21 protein-coding genes and 1 pseudogene are annotated in these 26,026 nt (G+C 39.0%); 13 read left to right on the plus strand and 9 right to left on the minus strand.

The features are described 5' to 3' along the window. Positions 1-243 precede the first annotated feature (243 nt). The gene (locus FTV37_RS14795; protein ID WP_078190941.1) at positions 244-849 is read left to right on the plus strand and encodes a TetR/AcrR family transcriptional regulator; all 606 of its coding nucleotides are present in this window, start codon (positions 244-246) and stop codon (positions 847-849) included. Between the two features lie 64 nt (positions 850-913). Here FTV37_RS14795 and FTV37_RS14800 read toward each other — a convergent pair whose 3' ends face one another. From FTV37_RS14800 to cysK, 5 genes and pseudogenes are all read right to left on the minus strand, one after another. Beyond that, on the minus strand, positions 914-1,108 hold the full coding sequence (locus tag FTV37_RS14800; protein ID WP_180003680.1) for a heavy-metal-associated domain-containing protein: 195 nt from the start codon (positions 1,106-1,108) through the stop codon (positions 914-916). 66 nt (positions 1,109-1,174) lie between these two features. Beyond that, positions 1,175-1,594, minus strand: coding sequence for a Cu(I)-responsive transcriptional regulator (cueR, locus tag FTV37_RS14805; RefSeq protein ID WP_180003682.1), 420 nt, complete (start codon positions 1,592-1,594; stop codon positions 1,175-1,177). Position 1,595: 1 nt separating this feature from the next. Beyond that, a complete protein-coding gene (locus tag FTV37_RS14810) occupies positions 1,596-4,034 on the minus strand; it encodes a copper-translocating P-type ATPase (RefSeq protein ID WP_373683586.1) in 2,439 nt (812 codons plus the stop codon). A 72-nt stretch (positions 4,035-4,106) separates the two neighbouring features. Next, positions 4,107-4,268: pseudogene (locus tag FTV37_RS18185) on the minus strand (cation transporter); the annotation flags it as partial. Positions 4,269-4,839: 571 nt separating this feature from the next. Then, positions 4,840-5,838, minus strand: a complete 999-nt coding sequence (gene cysK / locus FTV37_RS14815) for a cysteine synthase A (RefSeq protein WP_111884368.1) — start codon at positions 5,836-5,838, stop codon at positions 4,840-4,842. Positions 5,839-6,120: 282 nt separating this feature from the next. On the opposite strand from cysK, the gene FTV37_RS14820 reads away from it, so the two are divergent. The 11 genes from FTV37_RS14820 to gcvH all read left to right on the plus strand — a co-directional run bounded on the left by FTV37_RS14820 (position 6,121) and on the right by gcvH (position 18,253). After that, positions 6,121-6,438, plus strand: coding sequence for a helix-turn-helix transcriptional regulator (locus FTV37_RS14820; protein ID WP_078193801.1), 318 nt, complete (start codon positions 6,121-6,123; stop codon positions 6,436-6,438). 303 nt (positions 6,439-6,741) lie between these two features. Beyond that, a complete protein-coding gene (locus FTV37_RS14825; protein WP_180021778.1) occupies positions 6,742-8,478 on the plus strand; it encodes a SulP family inorganic anion transporter in 1,737 nt (578 codons plus the stop codon). A 204-nt stretch (positions 8,479-8,682) separates the two neighbouring features. Further along, on the plus strand, positions 8,683-9,876 hold the full coding sequence (gene sstT / locus FTV37_RS14830; protein WP_180003690.1) for a serine/threonine transporter SstT: 1,194 nt from the start codon (positions 8,683-8,685) through the stop codon (positions 9,874-9,876). A 34-nt stretch (positions 9,877-9,910) separates the two neighbouring features. Beyond that, a complete protein-coding gene (locus FTV37_RS14835; protein ID WP_180008875.1) occupies positions 9,911-10,585 on the plus strand; it encodes a YoaK family protein in 675 nt (224 codons plus the stop codon). Between the two features lie 12 nt (positions 10,586-10,597). Next, a complete protein-coding gene (locus tag FTV37_RS14840; protein ID WP_168377529.1) occupies positions 10,598-11,134 on the plus strand; it encodes a DUF2058 domain-containing protein in 537 nt (178 codons plus the stop codon). A gap of 246 nt (positions 11,135-11,380) precedes the next feature. After that, entirely contained in the window at positions 11,381-12,631 is a 1,251-nt protein-coding gene (locus FTV37_RS14845) for a mechanosensitive ion channel family protein (protein WP_180064179.1), read from the plus strand. A 316-nt stretch (positions 12,632-12,947) separates the two neighbouring features. Next, the gene (locus FTV37_RS14850) at positions 12,948-14,228 is read left to right on the plus strand and encodes a GGDEF domain-containing protein (protein WP_257224355.1); all 1,281 of its coding nucleotides are present in this window, start codon (positions 12,948-12,950) and stop codon (positions 14,226-14,228) included. 98 nt (positions 14,229-14,326) lie between these two features. After that, the gene (locus FTV37_RS14855; protein ID WP_180064180.1) at positions 14,327-16,201 is read left to right on the plus strand and encodes an ABC transporter ATP-binding protein; all 1,875 of its coding nucleotides are present in this window, start codon (positions 14,327-14,329) and stop codon (positions 16,199-16,201) included. Then, positions 16,179-16,628 carry a MaoC family dehydratase gene (locus FTV37_RS14860; RefSeq protein ID WP_180064181.1) on the plus strand — a complete coding sequence of 150 codons (450 nt, stop codon included), beginning with the start codon at positions 16,179-16,181 and terminating at the stop codon, positions 16,626-16,628. Before FTV37_RS14855 ends, FTV37_RS14860 begins: the two co-directional genes overlap by 23 nt. Positions 16,629-16,777: 149 nt before the next feature. Beyond that, positions 16,778-17,806: an AraC family transcriptional regulator gene (locus FTV37_RS14865; protein ID WP_078190954.1), complete on the plus strand. Its 1,029-nt coding sequence runs from the start codon at positions 16,778-16,780 to the stop codon at positions 17,804-17,806. 72 nt (positions 17,807-17,878) lie between these two features. After that, the gene (gene gcvH / locus FTV37_RS14870) at positions 17,879-18,253 is read left to right on the plus strand and encodes a glycine cleavage system protein GcvH (RefSeq protein ID WP_078193810.1); all 375 of its coding nucleotides are present in this window, start codon (positions 17,879-17,881) and stop codon (positions 18,251-18,253) included. A 97-nt stretch (positions 18,254-18,350) separates the two neighbouring features. On the opposite strand, the gene FTV37_RS14875 is transcribed toward gcvH, so the two are convergent. Both FTV37_RS14875 and FTV37_RS14880 read right to left on the minus strand, forming a co-directional pair. Continuing rightward, on the minus strand, positions 18,351-19,541 hold the full coding sequence (locus FTV37_RS14875; protein WP_078190956.1) for a PilT/PilU family type 4a pilus ATPase: 1,191 nt from the start codon (positions 19,539-19,541) through the stop codon (positions 18,351-18,353). A 270-nt stretch (positions 19,542-19,811) separates the two neighbouring features. Further along, entirely contained in the window at positions 19,812-20,897 is a 1,086-nt protein-coding gene (locus tag FTV37_RS14880; RefSeq protein ID WP_180064182.1) for a 3-deoxy-7-phosphoheptulonate synthase, read from the minus strand. 700 nt (positions 20,898-21,597) lie between these two features. Between FTV37_RS14880 and FTV37_RS14885 the strand changes: the two genes are divergently transcribed. Next, entirely contained in the window at positions 21,598-23,181 is a 1,584-nt protein-coding gene (locus FTV37_RS14885; RefSeq protein ID WP_180064183.1) for an ATP-binding cassette domain-containing protein, read from the plus strand. A gap of 492 nt (positions 23,182-23,673) precedes the next feature. Here FTV37_RS14885 and FTV37_RS14890 read toward each other — a convergent pair whose 3' ends face one another. After that, positions 23,674-24,843, minus strand: a complete 1,170-nt coding sequence (locus FTV37_RS14890; RefSeq protein WP_180064184.1) for an acyl-CoA desaturase — start codon at positions 24,841-24,843, stop codon at positions 23,674-23,676. 35 nt (positions 24,844-24,878) lie between these two features. Then, positions 24,879-25,898, minus strand: a complete 1,020-nt coding sequence (locus FTV37_RS14895) for a flavin reductase family protein (RefSeq protein WP_180064185.1) — start codon at positions 25,896-25,898, stop codon at positions 24,879-24,881. Positions 25,899-26,026: the final 128 nt, after the last annotated feature.

Below are 26,026 nucleotides of genomic sequence, written 5' to 3' on the forward strand. Positions count from 1 at the left end.
CAAGTAACTTGGACCAGTGTTGATCATTTAGCATTGTTCGAGGCATAGCGAGTGTAAAATTGGGTTTGGCGATTTAATTTTACTATCTCGCTATTTTTTTAATCAACAAATGTCAACAGACCCTAATGTGTTTATTTTTAAACCAATTTATGTAATATTTGAGACCATAGTGGAATGTAAGATTCACAAGATTTAGCTTAAGCTAGGCTTGTTCACCCTCAAGATGTTTATGGAACAGTTATCATGAGTTCAGTACGCCAACAAAATTTTATCCTTCGCAAGGAAAAAATTTTAGCCATGGCAGAAACCCTGCTATTAGATAATAATCAAGACATCACCTTAAGTGAGTTAGCTTGTGAACTAGATATTGCCAAAGGCACGATTTATAAACATTTTAAAAGTAAAAACCAATTATATTTAGAACTGATTATCTTAAATGAAAAACGATTATTAGAAATTTCAAAAAAATATAATCATGATATTAAAACTTATGTTTCACAATATATGCTTTATAATATGTTGAATTCTAATAGAACTATATTATTACATGTCATTGAAGAACGCTTAACCAATAATGAACGTAAATTAAAAGAGTTATTTGAAGAGCTCTATCGTGTTCGTGAAGAACGTATTATTGAAATTAAGGATATGACCAGTGATTATCTAAAATCACTTGAAAGCGCAATGTCGATACGTGATTATTTATCTTATATTTGGACGGTCACTTATGGTGCATCCCTACTCCTCAATTCAACGCATTATCAAAAATCAATCGGTTCACGTGAACGCTTAATCAAGCTATATATTAATCAGGCGCTGATGACGCCAGATAAAATTTCAGCCGTATAGAATTGATTTATAAATAAAAAAGCCGAACAATTGTTCGGCTTTTTTTCATTAAACAATATCTAGGTTATGCAATCACAGGTGGGAAGCCATCTTCGGTTAAAGCGCTAATCAATTGCTCTGCGCTAGCACTGGATTCAACCTCAACTAATTTAGTGGCTACATCAATAGTGACCGTTGCATTTTCATCTAAGTCTTTAATCGTTGCTGTCACGCTACGTGCGCAACCACCACATGTCATATTATCAATACGAAATTTCATGCTGTTCATCCTTCTTTTCTAATAACAACACTATAAACCTTGCCACGATTGTAAGGTCAAGCGGGTTTAAATCTTTGCTGTATGGCAGCACTCAGCCATGCCCGTTTCGATTTGATTTAAAATCGTACAATCGGCTTGATCATTACCGGCACAGCCATCGACGGACTGTTGCAAGATCTCAACCATGGCCTGTAAGTCTGCGATTTTTTGATTTAAGGTCTGGATATGTTTTAACGCCAATGCTTTAACTTCTACACTTTGCCGACTTTGATTTTTCCAAAGTCCAAGTAAATCTTTCATTTGTTCAGAAGAAAAACCTAAATCACGCGCATGTCTCAAGAAACTCAAGGTTTTAATATCGGCTTCCGAGTAAATTCGATAGCCTGCATCGGTGCGCTGTGCATTATTTAACAGCCCAATCGATTCATAATAACGGATCATTTTTGCAGAAATGCCCGAAGCTTTTGCTGCTTGTCCAATATTCATCTCAAGACTCCTGAAAAACTGGCCCTTTAAATGCTTTTAAACGTAAGGCATTCGACACAACAAACACCGATGAAAGTGCCATTGCACCTGCTGCGAACATAGGTGAAAGCAATATGCCAAAGAATGGATATAACACACCTGCAGCGACAGGAATCAATGCTGCATTGTAAATAAATGCCCAAAATAGGTTTTGGCGAATATTATTCATCGTCGCTGTGCTCAGTGCGATTGCTGTCGGCACCATTTGTAAATTACCCGACATAAGCACAACGTCCGCGGCCTCTATCGCCACATCTGTCCCTGTACCAATCGCCATGCCCACATCTGCTTGCGCAAGTGCAGGCGCATCATTAATACCATCGCCAACAAAACATACAACACCATGTTCTTTTTGCAACTGTTGTACAGATTGCACTTTTTGATCTGGCATCACTTCAGCAATCACATGATCAATTTTCAACTGTCGTGCTATGGCAGAAGCAGTATGTCGGTTGTCGCCTGTAATCATGGCCACTTTCAGCCCTAAATCATGCAAAGCTTGAATGGCTGCGAAGGTTGTGGCTTTGATCGGGTCGGCTACAGCAACAATGGCAGCAAGCTGTTGATCGATCGATACATATAGCGGGGTTTTCCCTTCATTGCCCATGCGTTCTGCCAGTGCTGAAAAGATTTGTGTTTCTAAACCAAGTTTATGCATCAAATGATCTGCACCAATATAAATGCTTTGTCCTTCAACAACCGCCTGAATCCCAGCACCAGTCACGGAATCAAACTGTTCAACCTCTAAAAGTTGCACTTGCATCTCTTTCGCAGCTTGTACGATGGCATAGGCAATTGGATGTTCAGATTTCTGCTCTACGGAGGCCAATAACTGAAATACACGATCTTTATCAAATGCTTCAGTGACTTCAAAATCTGTCAGTTTCGGTTTACCTTCCGTCAATGTCCCAGTTTTATCGACCGCAACCACTTGCGTATTTTTGAGTTGTTGTAAGGCTTCACCTTTACGGAACAATACTCCAAGCTCTGCACCTCGCCCTGTACCGACCATAATAGACGTTGGCGTTGCCAAACCCATTGCACATGGACATGCGATGATCAGTACTGCTACAGCATTGACTAAAGCATAGGTTAAACTCGGTTCAGGTCCTACAACATACCAAACTAAAAAGGTGATCAACGCCAACGCCATCACCACCGGTACAAACCATAACGTGACTTTATCCACCAAAGCTTGAATCGGTAATTTTGAACCCTGAGCTTGTTCGACCATATGGATAATTTGTGCCAAAACAGAATCTTGACCTACCGCAGTGGCTTGTATTTTCAATGCCCCATTTTGGTTAATCGTACCACCGACAACTTCATCACCGGCTTTTTTCTCGACCGGAATCGGCTCTCCACTGATCATGGATTCATCAATATAACTGTTCCCAGACACTACAGCACCATCAACTGGGCAACGTTCACCAGGCCGTATTTCAATCAACATACCTGTTTCAACATCACTAATCGGCAAATCTATATAGCTACCAGATTGCTCAACACGTGCTGTTTTGGGCTGCATGCCGACTAAGTATTGAATAGCTTGCGATGTTTTACCTTTGGCTTTCGCCTCCATAAAACGCCCCAAAAGAATCAACGCCACAATTACTGCGGCTGCTTCAAAGTACACATGAACGGTACCTTGCGGTAATAATTGCGGAGCAAACGTGGCAACACAAGAAAAACTATAAGCAGATAAAGTCCCGACTGCGACCAAAGAATTCATATCTGGGGCAAGTCGCGCAAGTGCTGGTATGCCATGCTGATAAAAGCGTCTTCCGGGTAGGATTAACACCAAAGTAGTTAATATAAACTGAATATACCAACTATTTTGTGTCCCTAAATTATGTGCAATAAAATGATGAAAAGCTGGAATCATGTGTGATCCCATCTCCAAGATAAAAACAGGAACAGCGAGTACCAATGCGATGATTAAATCACGTTTGAGTAACCGAGCTTCGTCGGCTTTTTTTTCTGCCATTGTCGGTTGTTGCTGCGTAGCAACGGTCGCATTGTATCCCGCTTTTTTTACTGCCGCGATCAATTCTTGTGTTTTTGAAACTGGCGCCTGAACAAAGGCTTTTTCACTGGCTAAATTTACCGTTGCTTTACTGACACCGTCTACAGCGTTTAAGGCTTTTTCAACCCGTGCTACACATGAAGCACGGGTCATACCGTCAATATTTAATTCAATATTGGGCTGTGCAATATGAAAACCTGCTTTTTCTACGGACTTCGCCAATGCAGAATTTTCAACAGATGCCAATGCCGTAATTGTGGCTTTTTCAGTTGCCAAATTCACTTTTGCATCGATGACTTCTGGAACTGTCTTTAAGGCTTTTTCAACACGTGCAACACACGATGCGCAAGTCATTCCTTCAATTTCAAGTTCAATCTGCTTTTGTGCAACGCCAAAACCTGCCTTTGCAACGGCCTGAATTACAGCAGAATAATCCACATTTTTATCACTCTGAACATGTGCTGTTTCAGTGGCTAAATTCACTTGAGCATCAGTGATGCCATCGACTTTTTTTAAGGCTTTTTCCACCCGTGCCACACAAGAAGCACAGGTCATCCCTTCAATAGCAAGTATGCCATCAAAAAGTTTGCGTTCTGTCGAATCTGTCATGGCAACATCCCAATCATATGTGCTTGTTTTAGGCTATAGCTTAAACTTTACCACAATGGGAAGGTCAAGTTTTTCTGACTCACAGCAAGGCTTTTCTTTAAGGTATAAAGAATTGCGAAGATTTAAAAACATAATCAATAATATTGAATAATGATTATTCAATTAGTTTATTTTTCTGATATTAAAACTACACATTTCCTCATTATTCAGTAAGATAGAGATTCGTGACCGCCAAACGAATTACTCTCTTTCGCATGTACAAACTGTCGAACATTTGCTTTAACTGCGCATATTTGTGTGCTTTTTTATTTTTAATTTTAAGTTGGAGTCTAGATCATATTGATGTTTGGCTCACTCAAGTGGTTATCCCTGCTGTCACGATATGCATACTCTTAGGCTTCCTGTTTAAATACATCGCTCGAAAGTTAGGACATGAACCACCTAAACGAAAAATTAAACAACAAAATGCCAAAAACGATGATCAAGACGCGGCTTAAGACACTTATAAATAACAAAATCATCAATAAAAAAGCCCATTCAAATGAACGGGCTTTTTTTCATGTCAGAATTATTAGTCAGCACTAATATCTTCAAATAAAACTGAAGAAAGATAACGTTCACCGCCGTCTGGTAAAATAACAACAATGGTTTTGCCTGCATTCTCAGGACGTGCAGCAAGTTTTGCCGCAGCAGCCATTGCAGCACCACTAGAGATACCCACTAAAATACCGTCATGAGTAGCCGTTTTACGCGCCCACTCAATTGCTTCAGCACTTTCAATACCGATCACTTCATCAACTAGGTCTAGATCTAAGTTACCCGGAATAAAGTTAGCACCAATCCCCTGAATTTTATGCGGCCCAGGAGTCAGTGTTTCGCCTTTTTTCGCTTGGGCAATAATCGGAGATTCAGCAGGTTCTACCGCAACAGAATAAAGCGGCTGATTTTTCACTTTTTCAAAATAACTTGAAATGCCCGAAATCGTACCACCTGTACCCACACCCGATACTAAAATATCGACTTTACCACCGGTCGCTTCCCAAATTTCTGGGCCAGTGGTCAATTCATGAATTTTAGGGTTTGCAGGGTTTTCAAATTGTTGTGGTAAATAATACGTTTCCGGATGTTCAGCAACGAGGCGCTGTGCTTCTTCGACCGCACCTTTCATGCCTTTTGCAGGTTCGGTCAATACGAGATTTGCACCAAAAGATTTTAATACCTTACGGCGTTCGATACTCATACTTGCTGGCATGGTTAATGTAATTGCATAACCTTTCGCTGCTGCAACAAATGCCAAAGCAATCCCTGTATTACCACTTGTAGGTTCTACAATATGCATACCCGGTTTTAATAAACCTTTTTCTTCTGCATCTGCAATGAGAGCTGCACCCACACGACATTTCACAGAAAATGCTGGGTTACGGCTTTCAACTTTAGCCAAGACCGTTGCTTCTGACTGAATCGCACGATTAATACGAACTAAAGGTGTATTACCAATCGCTTCAGCGTTATTACTATATACTGCGATACCTAAATTACTCGTTGCTGGAAAAGCTGAATCTGTTGTCATGACTATTTATCCCTTGTGTATTTATTGAATACGATCTTTAGATGATACAATTATTTTCAAAGTGTGCATGATTTTTTAAGCTAATGTCTTATATTGATGTGCATTTTGTGAAAGCTTGCACTAAAATCAAGCAATAAATTTAACTGATTAACTAAATTTAAACTTATAAAAATTAATGATATTTGATTTCATAAAAAACCATAGAAATTGTCTTATTTATTCAATGTATTAAGCCGTGATATCCGTATACTTGAGCTGTTGTTAATCGTATGGACATATCCAATGAATACCGATCTGGAAATCACTACTATGCGTGATTCTGCCGAATTAGTCGTGGGCGTTTTAAAGTCGCTGGCAAATACGGATCGTCTACTAATTTTATGTCATCTAGCACAGCAAGAATTGAATGTGTCTCAGATTGAAGAAATCACTGATATTAAACAGCCAACCCTCTCACAACAACTGATGATGTTACGTAAAAGTGATGTTGTGACTACGCGTCGTGATGGTAAGCAAATTTATTATTCAATTAAAGATGCAAATTTAGTTCAAGTTCTCAATACTCTTTACCAATTGTATTGCAACCAATCTTATAAATAACATTCAGTTATTTTAAAATTTCAAGCCAGACATGCTGTTCTTGCACCACTATAGATGAATCATCGCAATGGGCAGCAATTCAATATCTCAATTTACCCTCCAAACTTCTTCAAAATATCTATATTTATATCGAATATCCAAAGCTTTAAATCAGCTCATACTTTTCATTAATTCATTTAAAATGATGGCTTCTTAAATATCCCCTTAAATTTCCTGCAATATTGTACGGTCAAAATTTATTGCACAAGACTTCTTAGCATTTTTTATGCATAATATATATGAAATTGTGATTTAGATAAGTTTATGTCAGATTTAAAACCTCATTTCTTACAGAAATTTCCTGCTTGGCAGTGGTTACAGCACTACAGCCCAGTGAAATTTAAATCTGATGTACTTGCTTCGCTGATCGTGATTGCCATGTTAGTCCCTCAAGGTATGGCCTATTCTATGCTGGCAGGTTTACCTCCAATCATGGGTTTATATGCCAGTATTTTACCGATGATTGTCTACGCCCTCATTGGTGGAAGCTCAACCTTATCGATAGGCCCTGTGGCAATCATTTCGATGATGACCTTCGCCACGCTCAATCCGCTATTTGAAGTCGGTTCGCCTGTTTATATTGAAGCAGCGACACTTTTGGCCTTAATGGTCGGGCTGATTTCTCTGCTGCTAGGTGTACTCCGTTTCGGTTTTTTAATTCAGTTGATCAGTCATCCTGTCATTAAAAGCTTTATTATTGCTTCGGCACTGCTCATTGCACTTGGTCAGTTTAAGTTTCTCGTCGATGTCCCACTAAAAGCCAATAACATCCCTGAGTTTGTTTTAAGTCTGTGGGAATACCTGAGTTTGACTCACTTCGCTTCACTCATTTTTGGTGTGCTGGCCGTACTGTTTTTAATCTATGTACCAAAAATGTTGGCCACTCAATCAATTCAATCTCGATTCGGCTCTACTGCCTTTCTAAGTAAAGCACTTCCATTGATACTAGTGGTGATCTCGATTGCATCGGTGATGTTATTTGACCTGCAAAATGTCGGGATTAAAACCGTCGGTGAAATTCCTTCAGGATTTCCACCCTTAAGCTTTCCACATTGGAACTGGGAACTGGTACAAACCTTACTGCCCGGTGCAACAATGATTGCCATGATCAGTTTTGTTGAGTCACTGTCTATCGCCCAAGCCACTGCCTTACAACAACGCAGCCAACTCAATAGTAACCAAGAGTTGATCGCTTTAGGTTTAGCCAATCTAAGCGCAGGTGTTAGCTCTGCCTTTCCTGTGACAGGTAGCTTATCTCGTACAGTGGTTAATGCAGATGCAGGTGCAAAAACCCCGATGGCTGGCGTGTTGTCGTCATTGCTGATTATCGTTGTCAGTCTCTACTTCACTGGTTTTTTCCAAGACTTACCTTTAGTGATCTTGGCGGCCACAATTATTGTTTCCATTTGGAAATTAGTCGACTTTAAACCTTTTGTGGATACATGGCGTTATTCAAAAGCTGACGGGATTGCGATGTGGGTGACCTTTTTCGGTGTGGTGTGTATCGATATTTCTACAGGTCTCATTATTGGCATCATTTCTACCTTTATTCTGTTGTTATGGCGCATCAGTCGTCCACATATTGCGGTGATCGGTTTAGTCGAGGGCACACAGCACTTCCGCAATGTACAGCGCCATCATGTCTATACCGCACCACATATTCTCTCGCTCCGTATAGATGAAAATATCTCGTTTTTAAATGCCAATACGCTTAAAGGTTTCCTGATCAATGAAGTCAGTCAAAATATTGACCTAGAGCATGTTGTTATCAATTGCTCAAGCGTCAGCTCAATTGACCTCAGTGCCTTGGAAATGTTGGAAGATTTAAATGCTGAATTATCAAAATTAGATATTCGACTGCATTTTTCCGAGGTCAAAGGCCCTGTCATGGACAAATTGCAGCACTCAAAATTACTCACGCATTTGAGTGGTCAAATTTTTCTCACCCACTATCAAGCCGTTACAGAGCTTGCGACAGCCAGTTCTGAGTACCAAATTTAAAGGCCTATTAGCTCACTGTTTAATCAATGCGAATTTGATAAACAGTGAGTTTTGAAGGGTTTACATTTTAATACACAAAAATATATTATAAAAAACAAAGGTTTATTTTTAAATTAAATTATTTTTTAAGCATTCCACATTTTCGTATAAAATACAGGGCTAATTTTCATCATTTTGTCATTGTAATTCTGACAAGGCTCTCCTATGTTTTCAGCATTTACACGCTTGAGTTTAGTAACCCGAATTATTATCGCCATTATTTTAGGTGTATTGGTTGCTTTTGTTGCTCCAGGCGTTGCACCCTATTTAAGTTTGCTTGGTGATTTATTCATTAAGGCATTGAAATCCGTAGCACCGATACTGGTCTTTGTACTTGTACTGTCATCCATTGCAAATTTCAAAGTGGGCAGCAGTAATTCTTACATTAAACCGATTATGTTGATGTACGCTATTGGTATGTTCCTTGCTGCTTTAAGTTCAGTAGTAGCAAGCCTTTTATTCCCAATTACATTAATTTTGGATGTTGCTGCAGAAAATCTTGTTCCGCCAGGCAGTCTTGCTGAAATATTGAAAAACTTATTATTAAGTTTTGTCGCAAACCCTGTTACAGCCATTTCAGAAGCAAATTTCATTGGAATTTTAGCTTGGGCTGTTGCCTTGGGTATTGCATTTCGCCATGCATCAGATACCACTAAAGTTTTCTTATCCGATGCTGCTGATGCGGTGAATAAAGTAATCCGTTTAGTGATTAACTTTGCACCTGTCGGTATCTTTGGTTTGGTTGCTGTTACATTTGCCGACTCAGGTTTGAAAACACTGATCAGCTATGCACACTTACTTGCGGTCTTACTCGGTACCATGTTCTTTGTTGCCTTGGTCATCAATCCACTAATGGTGGCATTTATGACCCGCTCAAATCCGTTCCCATTGGTTTTCCAATGTTTACGTGAAAGTGGTATCACTGCATTCTTTACGCGTAGTTCTGCTGCAAACATTCCTGTAAACCTTGACCTTGCGAAGCGTCTTGGTGTACCAGAGTCAACTGCAAGCGTAGCGATTCCTTTAGGTGCAACTGTCAATATGGCAGGTGCATCGGTCACAATTACAGTCCTCACACTAGCAGCAGTTCATACTTTGGGCATTTCTGTTGATTTCAGCACAATGTTGATTTTATCAGTCGTTGCTACCGTTTCTGCATGTGGTGCTTCAGGTGTTGCTGGTGGTTCATTGCTGCTTATTCCAGTGGCTTGTGGCCTGTTTGGTATTTCAAGTGATATCGCGATGCAAGTTGTAGCCATTGGTATGGTTATTAGCGTACTTCAAGATTCAACTGAAACCGCTTTAAACTCTTCGACTGACGTATTATTTACAGCTGCAGTAGACCGTGGTTTAAGATAATATCCTGATATTGGATACTTTTTAAGGCGAGGCCATGCCTTTTCAGACTTTACCGCTTTGGATACAACTGGGTGCTTTTTTTCTCGCAGTGAATGCAGGAATGATTAATGTACTCGGCCTGGTGACGATCTTGCACCAGTCGGTATCTCACATGACGGGTAATGTCAGTATGTTAGCCATGGCTTTAATTGCAGGGCAGCCGGCTACAATTATTTATTTGATTTTAGTGTTGCTCTGTTATGTGATTGGCTCATTTTATAGTGGGCTAATTCTAGGAAATAGTCACTTTAGCTTAACGCGACGTTATGGCGTCCCATTAAGCTTAGTGGCTTTTTTTATTGTCCTATGTTGGCTACTATTGCCCTATTTTCCACGTTACGCTTTGCTTTGGGCATGTGTGGCTATGGGTGTACAAAATGCAATGGTTAGCCACTATAAAGGTACCATTATTCGTACCACACACCTTTCTGGTGTTTTGACGGACTTAGGTTTGGCTTTGGGTTATAAAGCCCGTGGACTTCCGGTTGAGTCGAAACGTGTGGTCTTACATTTATTAATTTTGGCGGGATTTATCGTCGGTGGCATACTTGCCAGTTGGCTTTATCCTTATTTAAAATTAAACGCATTCTTGATTCCTGCCGCACTCAGTTTAATCATGAGCGCGGTATATTGGATCATCTATTTTCATTATCGACATATACACGATTAGTTGGAACGTACTATGGTTAAAAATGCATTACAGGCGCAACTGCTTAAAGCAGGTCTGGTCGATAATAAAAAGGCAAAAAAATTGTCTAAACAAGCCGTACATGAAAAACGTACTGGTGAAAGTAAAGATGCTGAAATCAAGGCGAAAATTGAGCAAGATCAGCAGCAGAAAATGGCCAAAGATCATGCTTTAGAGCAAGATCGTAAAGCAGTTTTGCAAGAAAAAGAATTAAAAGCTGCCATCATGCAAATGATTAATCAGCATAAAATTCGTGATACCGATGGCGAATCGACCTATCAATTTATCGATGATGCCAAGATCAAAAAGCTTTATATCAATCAGCAAATTTATAATGCCCTTGTTGCGGGTAGTCTTGTTATTGCACGTGAAAATAGCAACTATGCTTTTTTACCAAAAGAATTAGCCGACCGTATTAATGCGAAAATGGAAGGCTTTATTATTGTGAATAATTCTGAAGTGAATGAGCAAACCACGGATGAAGAAGATCCATATGCAGCTTATGTAATTCCTGATGATTTAATGTGGTAAGCATTTCATATCGCTAATGAAGCTCCTAATTAGGGGGCTTTTTTTAGCTCAACATTTATTTATTTTAGTTCATCAATTAGGTTATACCTTCAAAAAATCATTTTTAGCACAAAATAAGTAACATTATGGACTATACATGTCGTAACTCCGTAAAGTTTACGAGTATAAAATTGCTTATATAATCATAATAATTACAATAGTTTGATCATTAAGCCTTTCATTTACTTCAATAAGAGTAGGATAATTTTGGAAAAATTTCAGTTCATTAAAAATATTCAAGATTGGTCAGATCAATACCCTTGGTTAGAAATGCTGACATCGCTCAGTCTCATTATTGTTTTTGCCATCATTGCAAATTTTATCGCCAAGCAAATCGTGGTGCGTGGAATTCGTAAGCTCGTTTCTAAAATGGCCTTTAGCCATAGTCAAATTTTGTCAGAACATAGTGTGATTAAACGCTTTGCCAACATTGTTCCAGCAATTGTAATCTTAAATGGCATAACCACAGTCCCACATTTATCTGTGAAGTTTATCTCAATCGTTCAAATGGCTTGTCAGGCCTTTATCTTCCTGACCATTGCTTTAGCCATTTCTGAATTACTAAATATTTTTAATCTGATTTATCAACGTAATCCAAAATCTAGAAACAAACCAATTAAAGGCTATTTGCAGTTGGTCAAATTGATCATCTTTTTGGTTTGTGGCCTAATGATCTTAGGTACTTTTCTGAAAAAAGATGTATTTACATTACTCGCAGGCTTTGGTGCTATGGCGGCCGTGCTCATGTTGGTTTTTCAGAACACCATTTTGTCACTGGTGGCTTCGGTACAAATTTCTTCTTATGATATGGTGCGAATTGGTGACTGGATTGAGATGCCGTCGCTTAATGCAGATGGCGATGTCATTGATATGTCATTACATACCATAACCGTGCAGAACTTTGATAAGACTTTTACCACGATTCCAACCAATAAATTGGTGACTGATACCTTTAAAAACTGGCGTGGTATGGCTCAGTCAGGTGTTCGTCGTATCAAACGCTCACTTTATATTGATCAAAGCTCTATTCATTTCATGACACAGGATGAGCAAAACAAACTCAAAGAATTTTTATTACTAGATCAATATCTTGATCATAAGCATGAAGAGCTTGCTCAGTTTAATCAGCAACTTTCAAATCAGTCGCAATATAATCAGCGCCGTTTAACCAATCTTGGGACCTTTCGTGCCTATGTAGAATTCTACTTACAACAGCATTCAGGCATTGCCCAACACCAAACGATTTTGGTGCGTCAGTTACAACCCACGAGTGAAGGCATTCCTTTAGAGATTTATGCTTTTAGTAAAACTATTGCATGGAAAGATTATGAAGCGATTCAATCGGATATCTTTGACCATCTGATCGCAATCACACCTGAGTTTGGACTTAAAATCTATCAAGCCCCTTCTAGTGCCGATTTTAAAGCCCTCATCCAACCAAATGCCGATAAAATCTAAGGCCTAAACGTTCGTCTTCCCATGTATATTCGAAGTAGAAATTCTGTAAATTAAAAAAGTCACAATGGCTGTTGAATATATATGGGACTTTCGTTTAAAACCTACTCAACTATCACAAATGATTATTGATCATGCGTTGCAAGGAATGAGAGCGAACCAGATAAATGCCCAGAGCAATATTTCCTTAAACATATAATTCATCTGAAACAGCTAAAATAATTAAAAAAACCAGAACAAATACTATACAAATGTAGACATTTTTAGATACTATTTGTTAACAGTTGCATAAAAACGCTTCTAAAATAGGAACTTGATCATGGAAGGCCCCAATCAACCTTCTCGGAAATCAGTTAAAAACGAATCACAATTACTCATAGAATCGATGAATCGCACTTCTGCCAAACATACGCTCATACAGGCAGAAGCATGTGACTTAGAGAATCGTGTCCGTATTGAGCGTGCTTTATCCGACCCGATTGCACGTATCCCGGCACAGTTTAAAAATGCTTATTACAAATTTTTGTACTACAACCAGAAAGACTATTTAAAGCAGGTCAACTATTTCGCTCAATTGGCATTTTTAATCTATTTTTGGGCAGATCGCTATGTTCTGCCTGACATAGAAGTACTGTCAGGTGTGATTCGTATCATTGCTATTATTGGTGCATTTAGCCTGAACTATGTTCTGTTTAAATATATCAAACAGATTAAATTGCTCGATTTAATATTACCACTAGCGACTTGCCTTTCTGCAATCCTCTGGTTTGAGATATTACTTCAGTCGAAAAATGAACTGGTTCATAGCTATCAATATGCCGCCATTATTTTGATCGTATTGGGTAATTTAAGTATTCATGTGCATTTTCGCCCTTCGATTATGACCTCAGCCATGATCACGGCAGCGATCCTTTTTGGCGCATGGCGCATTAATGATTTTGGTGATTTTACAATATTTTTATTGGTGTACGTTCCTGTGCTGCTGTTCAGTATGTATATCTGCTGGAACTCTACGCTCAACTCTCGTAAAACGTTTCTAAGAGCGCTGCTAGATGACTGGAACTTTCATACCCTGCGCAAAATTGCCCATACGGATGAATTAACCCAGTTAAGCAATCGTCGCCAATTTGTACATGCTGCCAATAAAAAAATCCAAGAAACCCCAATGACGGTCTGTACCAGTCTTTTGATTTTTGATGTCGATCATTTTAAAGCGATTAATGATCAATACGGACATGATGTCGGCGACCAAGTGCTATGCCAAATTGCTGAAATTGCGCGTAAAGAAATGCGGTTTTACGATATGTTGGCGCGTTTCGGGGGTGAAGAATTTATTGTACTTTTGCCTTTTACCGTCCCAGAAGATGCATTAAAAATTGCTGAACGGTTAAGACATAAAATGGAGCAACATCAGTTTCATATGGATGGTCAATTGGTGAAATTTTCGATCTCCATTGGTGTTTCCAAAATTGACCCTGACCACGCCAAACTCGATCAGTTAATTAAACAAGCCGATATTGCTTTATATGAAGCAAAACGCCAAGGTCGTAATCGGGTTGTACATTTTAATTTTATGAATTTTTGCAGCCAAGCTTTTTAATAAATAAACAAATCAAAATGGAGAAAAACCAGCGAATCCATTACACTCAGAGCGGAAGAAAGAAAGATTAATTACAGTAAAATTCTCAGGTTATCTGCATGCTTAAATGGTTTGAAAATTTAGTTGACGCTTATCCTGAACAGGACTTGAATAAACCATTGCCGACAAAATTTTTCCCCTTTGTATGGCAAGCTGCAACGGGTGTAAAAAAATACCTATTGATATTGGTACTCTGTACAGCTGGTGTAGCGAGTTTTGAAGCACTGCTTTATGCCAAAATTGGTGAATTAGTCAATTGGATCAGTAAGTCTCAACCTGAAACCTTTTTACAGCAGCACCAGACCAATCTGACCATTTTAAGCTTTATTTTATTGGCAAATATCTTCTTTTCTTGCCTTCAAACCATTATTAAACATCAGATTCTATATAGCACCTTTCCAATGCGCCTACGTTGGAGATTTCATAACTTATTACTGAAACAAAGTTTAGATTTCTTCCACAACGACTTTGCAGGTCGTTTATCTGCCAAAGTCATGCAAACTTCACTGGCTGTACGTGAGTTTTGGATTATTCTTGGTGACATGTTGGCCTATGTCTTCATTTACCTGATTTCGATCACCGTGATTTTAGGTGCTATATCGCCACTGTTGATTGTTCCATTATTACTTTGGCTGGCTTTATTTATTGGTTCTGCATGCTATTTCATCCCAAAATTAAGCAAAATTTCAAATGAACAAGCCAATGCACGCGCAGTAATGACTGGTCGTGTCACCGATGCCTACACCAATATTCAAACAGTGAAATTATTTGCCCATGCGGGCCGCGAAAGCCAATATGCCAAAGCCTCAATGAAAGAATTTATGGTGACGGTGTATAAGCAAATGCGTCTTGCAGCAAAATACAATATCGCGACGAATTTGCTGATCATAGTTTTATATGGTGGCGTACTTGGAACAGCTGTTTGGCTTTGGATGGATGGTCAAGCTGAGCTTGGGGTCATTGCAGCAGCGACCGCCATGATTTTAAAACTCAGTAGTATTTCCGAGTTTATGATGTGGCAAACGTCTGCCCTTTTTGAAAATGTCGGGACAATTCAAGATGGTATGAAGACTATGGGCCGCCCGATTCATATTCAAGATAAAGCTGATGCAACCGACTTAAAAGAACAGCAAGGCGAAATTAAATTTGAAGATGTCAGTTTTGCTTATAATGATAAAAAGGTCATCAATCAATTTAATTTAACCATTCGACCAGGTGAAAAAATCGGTATAGTCGGGCGTTCAGGTGCCGGAAAATCGACATTAATTCAACTTTTACTCCACTTTTACGATATCAACCATGGTCGTATTTCGATTGATGGCCAAAATATAGAAGATATTACCCAAGATAGCTTAAGAAAAAATATTGCTTTGGTGACCCAAGACACCTCGTTATTGCATCGTACGGTCGAAGAAAATATTAAATATGGTCGCCCGAATGCAACAGATGAAGAAATGTATGATGCAGTGCGTAAAGCGAAAGCTGATGAATTCATTCCTCAATTGATCGACTTACGTGGTCAACGTGGTTATGACGCATTTGTCGGTGAACGTGGCGTAAAATTATCAGGTGGTCAGCGTCAACGTATTGCGATTGCTCGGGTATTTTTAAAAGACGCACCGATTTTAATTTTAGATGAAGCCACAAGTGCGCTCGATTCAGAAGTCGAAGCCGCGATTCAATCGAGTTTAGATGATTTGATGCAAGGCAAAACTGTGATTGCCATTGCGCATCGACTTTCAACCATTGCGCAAATGGATCGCTTGATTGTCTTGGATCAAGGACGTATTGCTGAGCAAGGCACCCACGAAGAGCTTGTTGCTTTGAATGGTATTTATGCACACTTGTGGCAGCGTCAAACCGGTGGATTTTTAATAGAACAACATAAAGTAGAATCAAAGGAAGATGAAAATGCTGTATCTGGAAGACCTTAAAGTTGGTGATCACTTTAGCAGTCATGAATATGAAATGACTGTTGAAGAAATCAAGCAATTTGCCAACGCTTATGATCCTCAGGAATTTCATACAGATGAAGTCAAAGCCCAACAGCACCCGATCTTTCAAGGATTAGCGGCAAGTGGTTGGCATACCGCTGCTGTAACGATGCGCTTATGGACTGAATGTTTCCCTGTGGCTTATGGCTTAATTGGCTCTGAGTCAAGTCTGCGTTGGCCATGCCCAACACGTCCGGGAGATAAAATTCGTGTAGAAGTTGAAATATCTGCAATTACTCCGTCGAAAAGTAAGACAGACCGCGGCATTGTGACCTATGTTACGCAAGCGCTTAATCAGCACAATGACGTTCTTTATATGTCTACGACCAAAATTGTGGTCTTTTCCAAAGATTTTAAACCGAATTAATCCTTAACGGCCTACTTTACAACGCTAAGGTAGGCCGCTATAAATAGTTGAGCCTAGTCAGTTTGTCCAACAATTTTTGTGGGATACAACACGGAATCATGCCAATATAACCTTGAACAGAAGAAAAACCCGCATTGCAACGGAACGCTATGAAAACAATTAATTCCCGTCAGGATCAGGGTATTCCCGGAGTGTATGGATTGCTCCTTTTAGATGTGGTCTCTCGATGGGGCTACACTGCAGAAACATTATTTAGTCCATTCGGATTAAACAGCGAACAATTGGCTGAACCAGATTTCCGTATTCCAACACCCATCGCCAATCAATTGGTAGAGCACGCACTACGTTTAACTGGTGAGCCCACTTTAGGTTTTCATTTGGGCAACCAAATGCGCATCTCTATTCATGGTTTTATTGGCTATGCCATCATGACGGCGAAGGACATAACCGATGCCTTAGTCTTGGCAAACCGTTTTATTCAGCTACGCATGCCCTTTTTACAGCTTTTTTTCTCGACTTTTGGAACCAAAGCGACTGTTCAACTACAAACCGACGTTACGATTGAGCCTTTACGTACTGAGATTTCGATTGCCTTAATTTTTGGTATGATCAGCATGGGCAAAGCAATTACAGGTGTGGATTATTCTGCTGGTGAAATTGATTTTGATTTCCCTCAACCTGAAGGTTTTGAGCGGTTTATTGCCAAATATCCACGGCACCAATTTAGATTTGATCAGCCACACCTATTACTCAGTTTTGATAAGCAATATTTAACCAATAAATTGGTCCATGCAGACCCGATTGCCAGTCAAATCGCGATTAATCAATGTGAAGCTGAACTCTCCGCTTTGGGCGAACGCCACCGTATTGCCATGCGCGTTCGTGACATTTTAACCAACTCCGAGCAGCACTATTTAAGTATCGAAAGTGTTGCTGAACGGCTACACATGTCCGATCGAACCCTTAAACGCCAACTTGCTGCTGAAGGGACTTCATTTTCAACTTTGGTCGACGAAGTTCGCTACCGCCATGCTACTTCGCTTCTATCACGGACTGACTTTACCTTAGAGCAAATTGCTGATGAATTGGGCTATAGCGATGTTGCCAATTTCAGCCGTGCATTTAAACGCTGGAGTGGTCGTAGCCCAAGCAATTGGCGTAAAGATCCGTACTTATAAGTCTTTTGTTTTACGTAAAAAGCATGTATAACTCATGCCAAAAATGAATTTAATGGATTTAAGGAGTTATCAATGAATCATCCTTCAGATTTAAAGTACGCAAGTACACATGAATGGGTGCGAATTGAAGGTGACCTTGTTGTTACAGGCATTTCTGATCATGCACAAGACGCATTGGGTGATTTAGTTTATGTTGAAGCACCAGATGTGGGTCAACATATCACAGCTGGCGAACAAGCGGGTGTGGTTGAGTCGGTAAAAACTGCTTCTGATATTCATGCTCCAGTTTCTGGTGTGGTTGTTGAAGTCAATCCGGACCTTGAAGATGATCCTGATTTTGTAAATGATGCACCTTATAGCAAAGGTTGGATTTATAAAATTAAACCAGACAATATGGCTGATGTAGATGCTTTGTTGACAAGCGAGCAATACGAAGCTGGTCTGTAAATATTTCTAATATCAAAAAAATCAGCCCTCAGGCTGATTTTTTTATTTCAATATGATAGCTGAATTGGCTTATATACCATTTGCATAAATATCCAGCTTATATTTCTTCCGAAGCTTCGGTACTTTCAGGTTCTTCTTTCTTTTCTTCAACCATACTAAAAGATTGCGCAGCCGCTGAAGTACCATTTGCACGTGAACTTTTCAGTTTAATTTGCAAACGTAATTCATTAGTTGAATCGGCATTTCTTAAAGCTTCTTCATAAGAAATAGCGCCGTCATTATATAAATCAAATAAAGCTTGGTCGAAAGTTTGCATCCCAAGTTCACGAGATTTTGCCATAATCGCTTTTAGTTCATGAAACTCACCTTTCAAAATCAAATCTGAAATGAGCGGCGTATTTAACATAATTTCAACGGCTGCACGGCGTCCTTTACCATCTTCAGTCCGGATTAAACGCTGCGAAACAATCGCTTTCATATTGCTCGATAAATCCATAAGCAATTGATTTCTTCGCTCTTCTGGGAAGAAGTTAATGATTCGATCTAGGGTTTGATTGGCGTTATTTGAATGTAGCGTACCTAAACATAAATGTCCTGTTTCAGCAAAGGCAATTGCATGTTCCATAGTCTCGGTGTCACGAATTTCACCAATTAAAATCACGTCTGGTGCTTGTCGCAAGGTATTTTTTAAAGCGTTATGCCACGAATGACTGTCTACACCGACTTCACGATGCGTAATCATTGATTTTTTATGCTTATGCACATATTCCACTGGGTCTTCAACAGTGATGATATGCCCTGCGCTGTTTTCATTTCGATAATCAATCAGCGCCGCTAAAGAGGTTGATTTTCCTGAACCTGTACCTCCAACCACTAAAACTAGACCACGTTTTTCCATAATCACGTGCTTAAGCGAAGCCGGTAATTTAAGCTTTTCAAAATTTGGAATTTCTGCCGTAATGGTACGAATGACCATACCCACATGTAACTGTTGCTGAAATACATTGACACGAAAACGCGAAACGTTTGGCACACTAATCGCAAAGTTACATTCTAGTTCTGTTTCAAACTCTTTGCGCTGCTTCTCATTCATCAAACTATAGGCGAAAAGCTTTGTTTTCTCAGCATCAAGTTCTTGCTGCCCAAAGGGTTTCATCATGCCTTGATGTTTAATACTTGGTGGAAAATCTGCCGTAATAAATAAATCAGAACCACCATATTCAACCACTTTGGTTAACATGTGGAACATAAAACGGCGTGCTTCTTCCAGCAATTCAGCAGTGTACATCAACTTCCCCAATATAAAATTTCAAACACCCAAGCACAGATTGTCATTATTTCTGGCGCTGTATTGAGCTTAGACATTATTGTGCATAAAAAATTTGATTCACTCAAACATAAAACACTGAATTATCAGTATATATTTTAAAATATAGGCCATATTTCAATTTTTATATTGAAGTAAGCAACAAAGGATTTTTCAAAATAAAAGCCTTAGAACAATCAATGTTCTAAGGCTTTGGGGTAAATCAATTCAGACTGAGTATGCTCTGGATTGTTAAGCACTACGTTTAATTTGTGATGCACGAAGTTCATTCGTAACCTGTTGAATCAAAGCAATGGTCTTATCCCAACCTAAGCATCCATCTGTTATAGATTGACCATAAGTCATGTCACAACTAATTTTTTGATTACCATCCACTAAATGACTTTCCAACATCACACCACGCACTTGGGTATGCTCACGCTCCGCAACAATTGTGCGTAATACTTCAGGTTGCTTCATTGGGTCTTTATGGCTATTACCATGACTACAATCGATCACTAAAGCTGGTAAATCGCCTTTTACTTTACTGCGAATTTTGTCTATTTCAGCCAAACTATAATTTGGACCTGTATTGGAGCCACGTAAAATCAAATGTGCTTGCGGGTTGCCAACAGATTCTAAAACACACGGTAAGCCAGTTTGACTCATACCTAAAAACTGGTGTGGATGCGAAGCAGATTGAATAGCATCTAGAGCAATTTGGATTGAGCCATCTGTACCGTTTTTGAAACCGATGCTGTATGGCATATGACTCGAGATTTCACGATGAATTTGTGATTCGCTGGTACGCGCACCGATTGCACCCCACGCCAATAGGTCATCAAAATAACCTGTCGCCATTGGGCTTAAAATTTCAGAGGCAATTGGCAAACCCATTTCAATAATTTGTAAGTACAGCTCACGTGATTTTTCTAAGCCCAACTGCATATTAGATGAGCCATCTAAACTTGGGTCATACATATAACCTTTCCAGCCCACTGTAGTTCGTGGTTTCTCAATGTATGCGCGCATCACAAGAAAAATTTGATCTGAAACTTGTGTCTGTAATTGTTTTAATTTTTCGGCATATTCCAAAGCAGCAATTGGATCATGAATTGAACATGGGCCTGTAATAATCATTAGACGCGGATCTTGACCCGTCAAAATATTTTGAATCGTTACACGATGTGCAGCAATTTGTTCCGCTGATTGAGCAGATAAAGGTAATTGTTGTTTCAGTTGATGAGGCAAGCTCAAAAGTATTTCTTTCGACTGCGTAGATTTCTGTTGAATTTCTGAATTTTGAGTTTGTTGTAAAGCTGTATTTAGCGCATTCATTGGTTCTATTCCTTTGGACTGTGTACACAAACAGTCCGATCTTTTATCTGAGCGTTATGGGACTTTGGGACTTCAAGGCTTTAGACATAGACTGACTAAAGTAAAACCAATAACCGTTGCTAAAATATGAATTTTTTACTGTAAACATGAGATTTCTCCAAAATATTATAAAAATCAAGACATAAAAAAACCTGATCAGGGTTGCCGATCAGGTATAAACTTGGTGGGCAACCTTTTTCATGCCCGAACGCGTTCAGGCAATTATCTAAACTGCCAGAAGTAATAATATGCGTTTGAGATTAAAGGTTGCTTTAACATCTTGATTTCATCAAAAAGTATCTGTATGAAAATTAAAATACGCTGTATTCATCGGTTTGACAATAGTTTTTTGCTATTTTGTCGTATTAAATAACTCTACTGTCAATAATTGAGACCTATTTTAAAAATTTGATGTGTTGATTAATAAATCAACATTTACTAGAATGCACAACATTAGGCTGTCTCAAGCTTTTTTCCATTTATTTTTTAATTCGAGTATTTGCCAATGAAGTAAGCCCTGTTTTTTTGATCATCAAATCCATTTTTTTGATGTGCAAACACATGGCTAATGACTTTGACTGCATTTTCTCAAATATTGTCTTTTTTATAAAATAAAATTAGTTATTTGTATTGCGCATCTTTGCTATTGCAAGGTGCATCTATGACTCAAACAGCTTGTACAATTTCCCAATTAAGCTTGGAATTTCCCTCTAAAACACTTTTTAAAAACCTGAAATTTAACCTCAATCAACAGCAGCTTTCGGCATGTATTGGTCGCAATGGTTTAGGAAAATCTTGCATCCTTAAAATCTTATATGAGCAAAATCTGAAAGATCTCCCCTATGAAGGTGAAATTTCATGGAATGTACCACATGCCTATTTATCACAATTTTCTCGACTAGAAGCTGACACGATTGCTTCTGCACTCGGTGTGGAAGATTTATATAGCGCATTTCAACGTATCGAAATAGGCAATGCCAGTTTTGAAGACTTTGAGCTGACTGAAAACCAATGGCACCGTCCTGCACTATGGCAGCAACAACTTAAGCAGGCTTCACTTCCAACAGATTTAAATTTCCCTGTCGCTCAGCTAAGTGAGGGGCAAAAAACCAAATTGGCATTGTGTGCATTATTTTTAAAAACTGACCATTATTTACTTTTGGATGAACCAAGTAACCATTTAGATGCATCTTCACGTTTCTGGCTCATCGATCGCTTAAAAAACCATCCTGCCGGTGCATTTGTTGTCAGTCATGATCGAGAGTTACTGCAACATGTAGAGCATATCTATGCTTTAAATGAGTTTGGACTCACACATGTTACTGGTAACTATGAAGACTACTTTCAACAAAATGATCTGCAAAATAAAGCCTTACAGCGTAATGCTTTACAGCATCAGCGTGAGTTAAAACAACTCAAATTACAGCAACACGAAACACAGATGAAAGCGCAAAAACGAGAACAACAAGGGCGTGTCCTACGCAAGTCAAGCACCCAAGCCAAAGTGTTACTCGATTTAAAAAAGGAACAAGCCGGTCAAAGCCTCGCTTCAGTTCAAACGCAACAGCAGAAGCAATTGGAAGAAAAGAGATCTCAACTGATTCAGTCACAGCAACAACTTGAGCATGTCAAAGAGCAGAAATTCGTTTTTCAACATCACGCTGAAAAAACAGGAGAAATTTTAAGAGTTAAACATTTTCATCGCAAAACATCTCAGCACCTTCCTTTCGATTTGGCCTTACAGGCAGGTGAAAAAATTCATTTAAAAGGAAAAAATGGTATTGGTAAATCTACATTTCTAAAGTATTTGAGTCAGACCACATCACAGTCTAACCATGAATTATTTTTGTCTGTGCATACCCTGTATTTAGACCAAAACTTGAATGATTTATCACCTGAATTGAGTGTTTTAGACAATCTAGCAAAGTTTAATCATGAGGTTTCATCAACGGAATGGCGTAATCAACTCGGTCAACTTAGAATCCGTGGTCAAAAAGCGGAACTGCCATTTCACTGTTTAAGTGGTGGTGAGCGTTTAAAAGTGACCTTATTGGGCTTAAATTATTTAACACCGAATATTGAGCTTTTATTGTTAGATGAACCTGAAAACCATTTAGATATAGAGTCTAGAATGTTATTGGCTCAAGCCATTCAGCATTATACAGGTGCAGTGATCCTCGTTTCACATGATGCATATTTTGTAGAATCTTGTGGCATTCAGAGTAGCGTGCAATTCGTAGAATAGCTCTTATTTTTTTAGAAATATCTAAAATTACCAAAGTAGATGAAAGCTACTTTGGCGAATTTACTGCTTTAGAAATCGTTCTTATTTAACTGATATTACGCACGTAAAAGTAATTTCGCATTTTTAAAATGCTTTTTCAGTCTATTCGACGGAGTCTTACATCTAGGGTTTAGATAAAGAGATTAGCCTTCGGCTGGAGGTACTCTTACGAAACGATGTTTCTCATTAGGCAAAATGAGAAGCAAAGCTTCGCAAGGAAACCATCTTGCGGTGCAATGCACCTCACCGACTAAACTCGTTCACTAGCGTCAAATTATTCAAAGTATCGCAAAAACATTTTTGATGAGAAGTAGTCCTGTCTCAAACAGTTGCGGATGACATTACCGTGTATCGTTCTTTTATTTGAATCAAATTACGTTTCTGATGTTAATACGTAGCTTCAGCTTCTAATTTAAGATCTCTTAGGACAATATTGCTAAACAATACTGTGTTTTAACGCCCGATTTTCTTCATGATTTTTTGTTTAACATGCTGCTGAAGTGAAGATGAACGTTCCTTGAGCTCGGCACGCCAGTCATTCGGCACTGAGCATTTCGCGAGGCGAACCCAAACGCTGGCAAACTGTTTGATAAAACTTGCTTCATTGTAGTGAATACCATATTCCTCACAGAGTGCTTTAATTTTAGGTGCGGCTTCTGCATAGCGATTCGCAGGCATATCTGGAAATAAATGGTGTTCAATTTGGTGACTTAAATTACCACTGAGTATATGCAACCATTGTGTTCCACTAAAATTACTTGAGCCACGAATTTGACGGAGATACCACTCTGCTCGAGTTTCATTTTCGGTATTGTCCATTTCGAAGTTTTCCGCATCTTCAGTAAAATGGCCATTAAAGATGACAGCGGAAGCCCATAAGCTACGAATCACGTTGGCTACAGCATTTCCTGCAAATACAGGAATCGCATTGGGACCTGCAATAAGCGGGAAAAATACATAATCTTTAATCACTTGGCGCTTAATTTTCTGACGCACATCGGCTGCTTCATGCCATACATCTTTCCAAGTTTTGGTTTTATACGCAATAACATCTTCTAAATGTAAACGTTGGATACCGACATACCACTCAAAGAAAACCATGAGTTGGGCAGCCAGTGGAATATTAAAAAGGAAACGTGGCTCCCACTTTTGCGATTCACTCACACGGATTAAGCCATAACCGACATCATGGTCCATACCGACAATATTGGTATAGGTGTGATGCACATAGTTATGGGTATATTTCCAGTCTTGGCCCGTGGCGATGGTATCCCAATCATAATTAGCACCATTTAAGCTTGGGTCATTTAACCAATCAAACTGACCATGCATCACATTGTGTCCGAGTTCCATGTTCTCTACGATTTTAGAAATACCCAATAAACCCGTACCCAGTAACCACACTGGTGGAATCCAACCTGCAAACATCAACATGCCACGAGATGCGATCTCGCTATAACGGACAAAATTGCGAATTTTATAAATATACGCTGCATCTTTTTCACCTACACTCTGCATGATTTCACGTCGTATTTGCTCAACTTTTTCGCCAAATTCAGCAGTTTGTTCGGGTGATAAATAACGTGACTTACTATTCGAACTAATATATATCGATTGATTCATGATGATACCCCTGATTTGTTTTTATGCGGCTTGGGTTAGAGTTGAATGCGTACAGGTGAAATTGCCTGAGAGACACATAATTTGATTTGTGTGTTATTCGCATGATCAATTTCGCCAGTGAGTAAGTTTTTCACTGAACCCTGTAATTTGGTACACGAACAGGTATTACAAATACCCATCCGACAGCCATGCGCAGGTTTTAAACCAGCTTTTTCAGCACTTTCTAGTAAATTACCCTCTGCCAAAAAATCTTGCTGGGCTAAACTAAAAGTGACAGGTTGAGCAGGTACTGAATCATCAGCAATCATTTGAAAATATTCAGTATTTAAATACTCTGAAAGCTTGAACTCACGATACAGTTGCTCAATGCTTTGCATCATTGGCGCTGCACCACAGGCATAGCAATATCGCTGCTTAAAATCAGGGACCATGTGATTTAGCACCTCTGGTGTGATATGCAATTTGGTTTTCAGCGTATTAATCGCATGTAAATGTGCATGGTTAGATTGCTTCGCCAGTTGAATCAATTCATCCAAATACGCATCATCTCGATTGAAATAAATCAGGTCAACTGTACGTCCAAGCTGAATGGCTTGTTTAAACAAAGCCATGATTGAGGTAATACCACTCCCTGAAGCAAGCAGTAAAATTGGGCGATCCGAATTTAGCTTTAGACCAAACACACCTTGCGGTTGGGATAATTCAACAACATCACCTGTTTTTAATTGCGTCAGGCAGTTGGACACTTTGCCTTGTTGTTTGACGGCAATCACCACATGACCTGATGTATTGATTTCGACGATGCTATAGCTACGTTGATGACGTACACCATCTTTGACAACTGTCACCAGAACACATTGGCCTGGTCGATAGTTTGCTGCTTTAAAATTTTGATTCGCTAAAAAACTCAGTTCATAAAACCCGATCCCCACACAACGTGATTTGACTAATTGTGCTTTTACACGTTTGTAGGCCCAAATTGCATCAAATTTTTCTGCAATAAAATCAATAAAATCTTCCCGAATCCACTCAGGCTTGTAACTTGTAGTTGTCATTTTTTGCCTCGGATAATGCATTAATATACATTTGTTTTTTAAATTATGCTTACATTAAGTTTAGTGCTAATTCCCCACCATGTGAATTCGGGACAAAATCTATCATTTGGCATTTTTTATCATTTTAT

The sequence above is a fragment of the Acinetobacter sp. YH16042 genome, from assembly GCF_013417245.1.
In the GTDB taxonomy this organism is placed as follows: Bacteria; Pseudomonadota; Gammaproteobacteria; order Pseudomonadales; family Moraxellaceae; genus Acinetobacter; species Acinetobacter amyesii.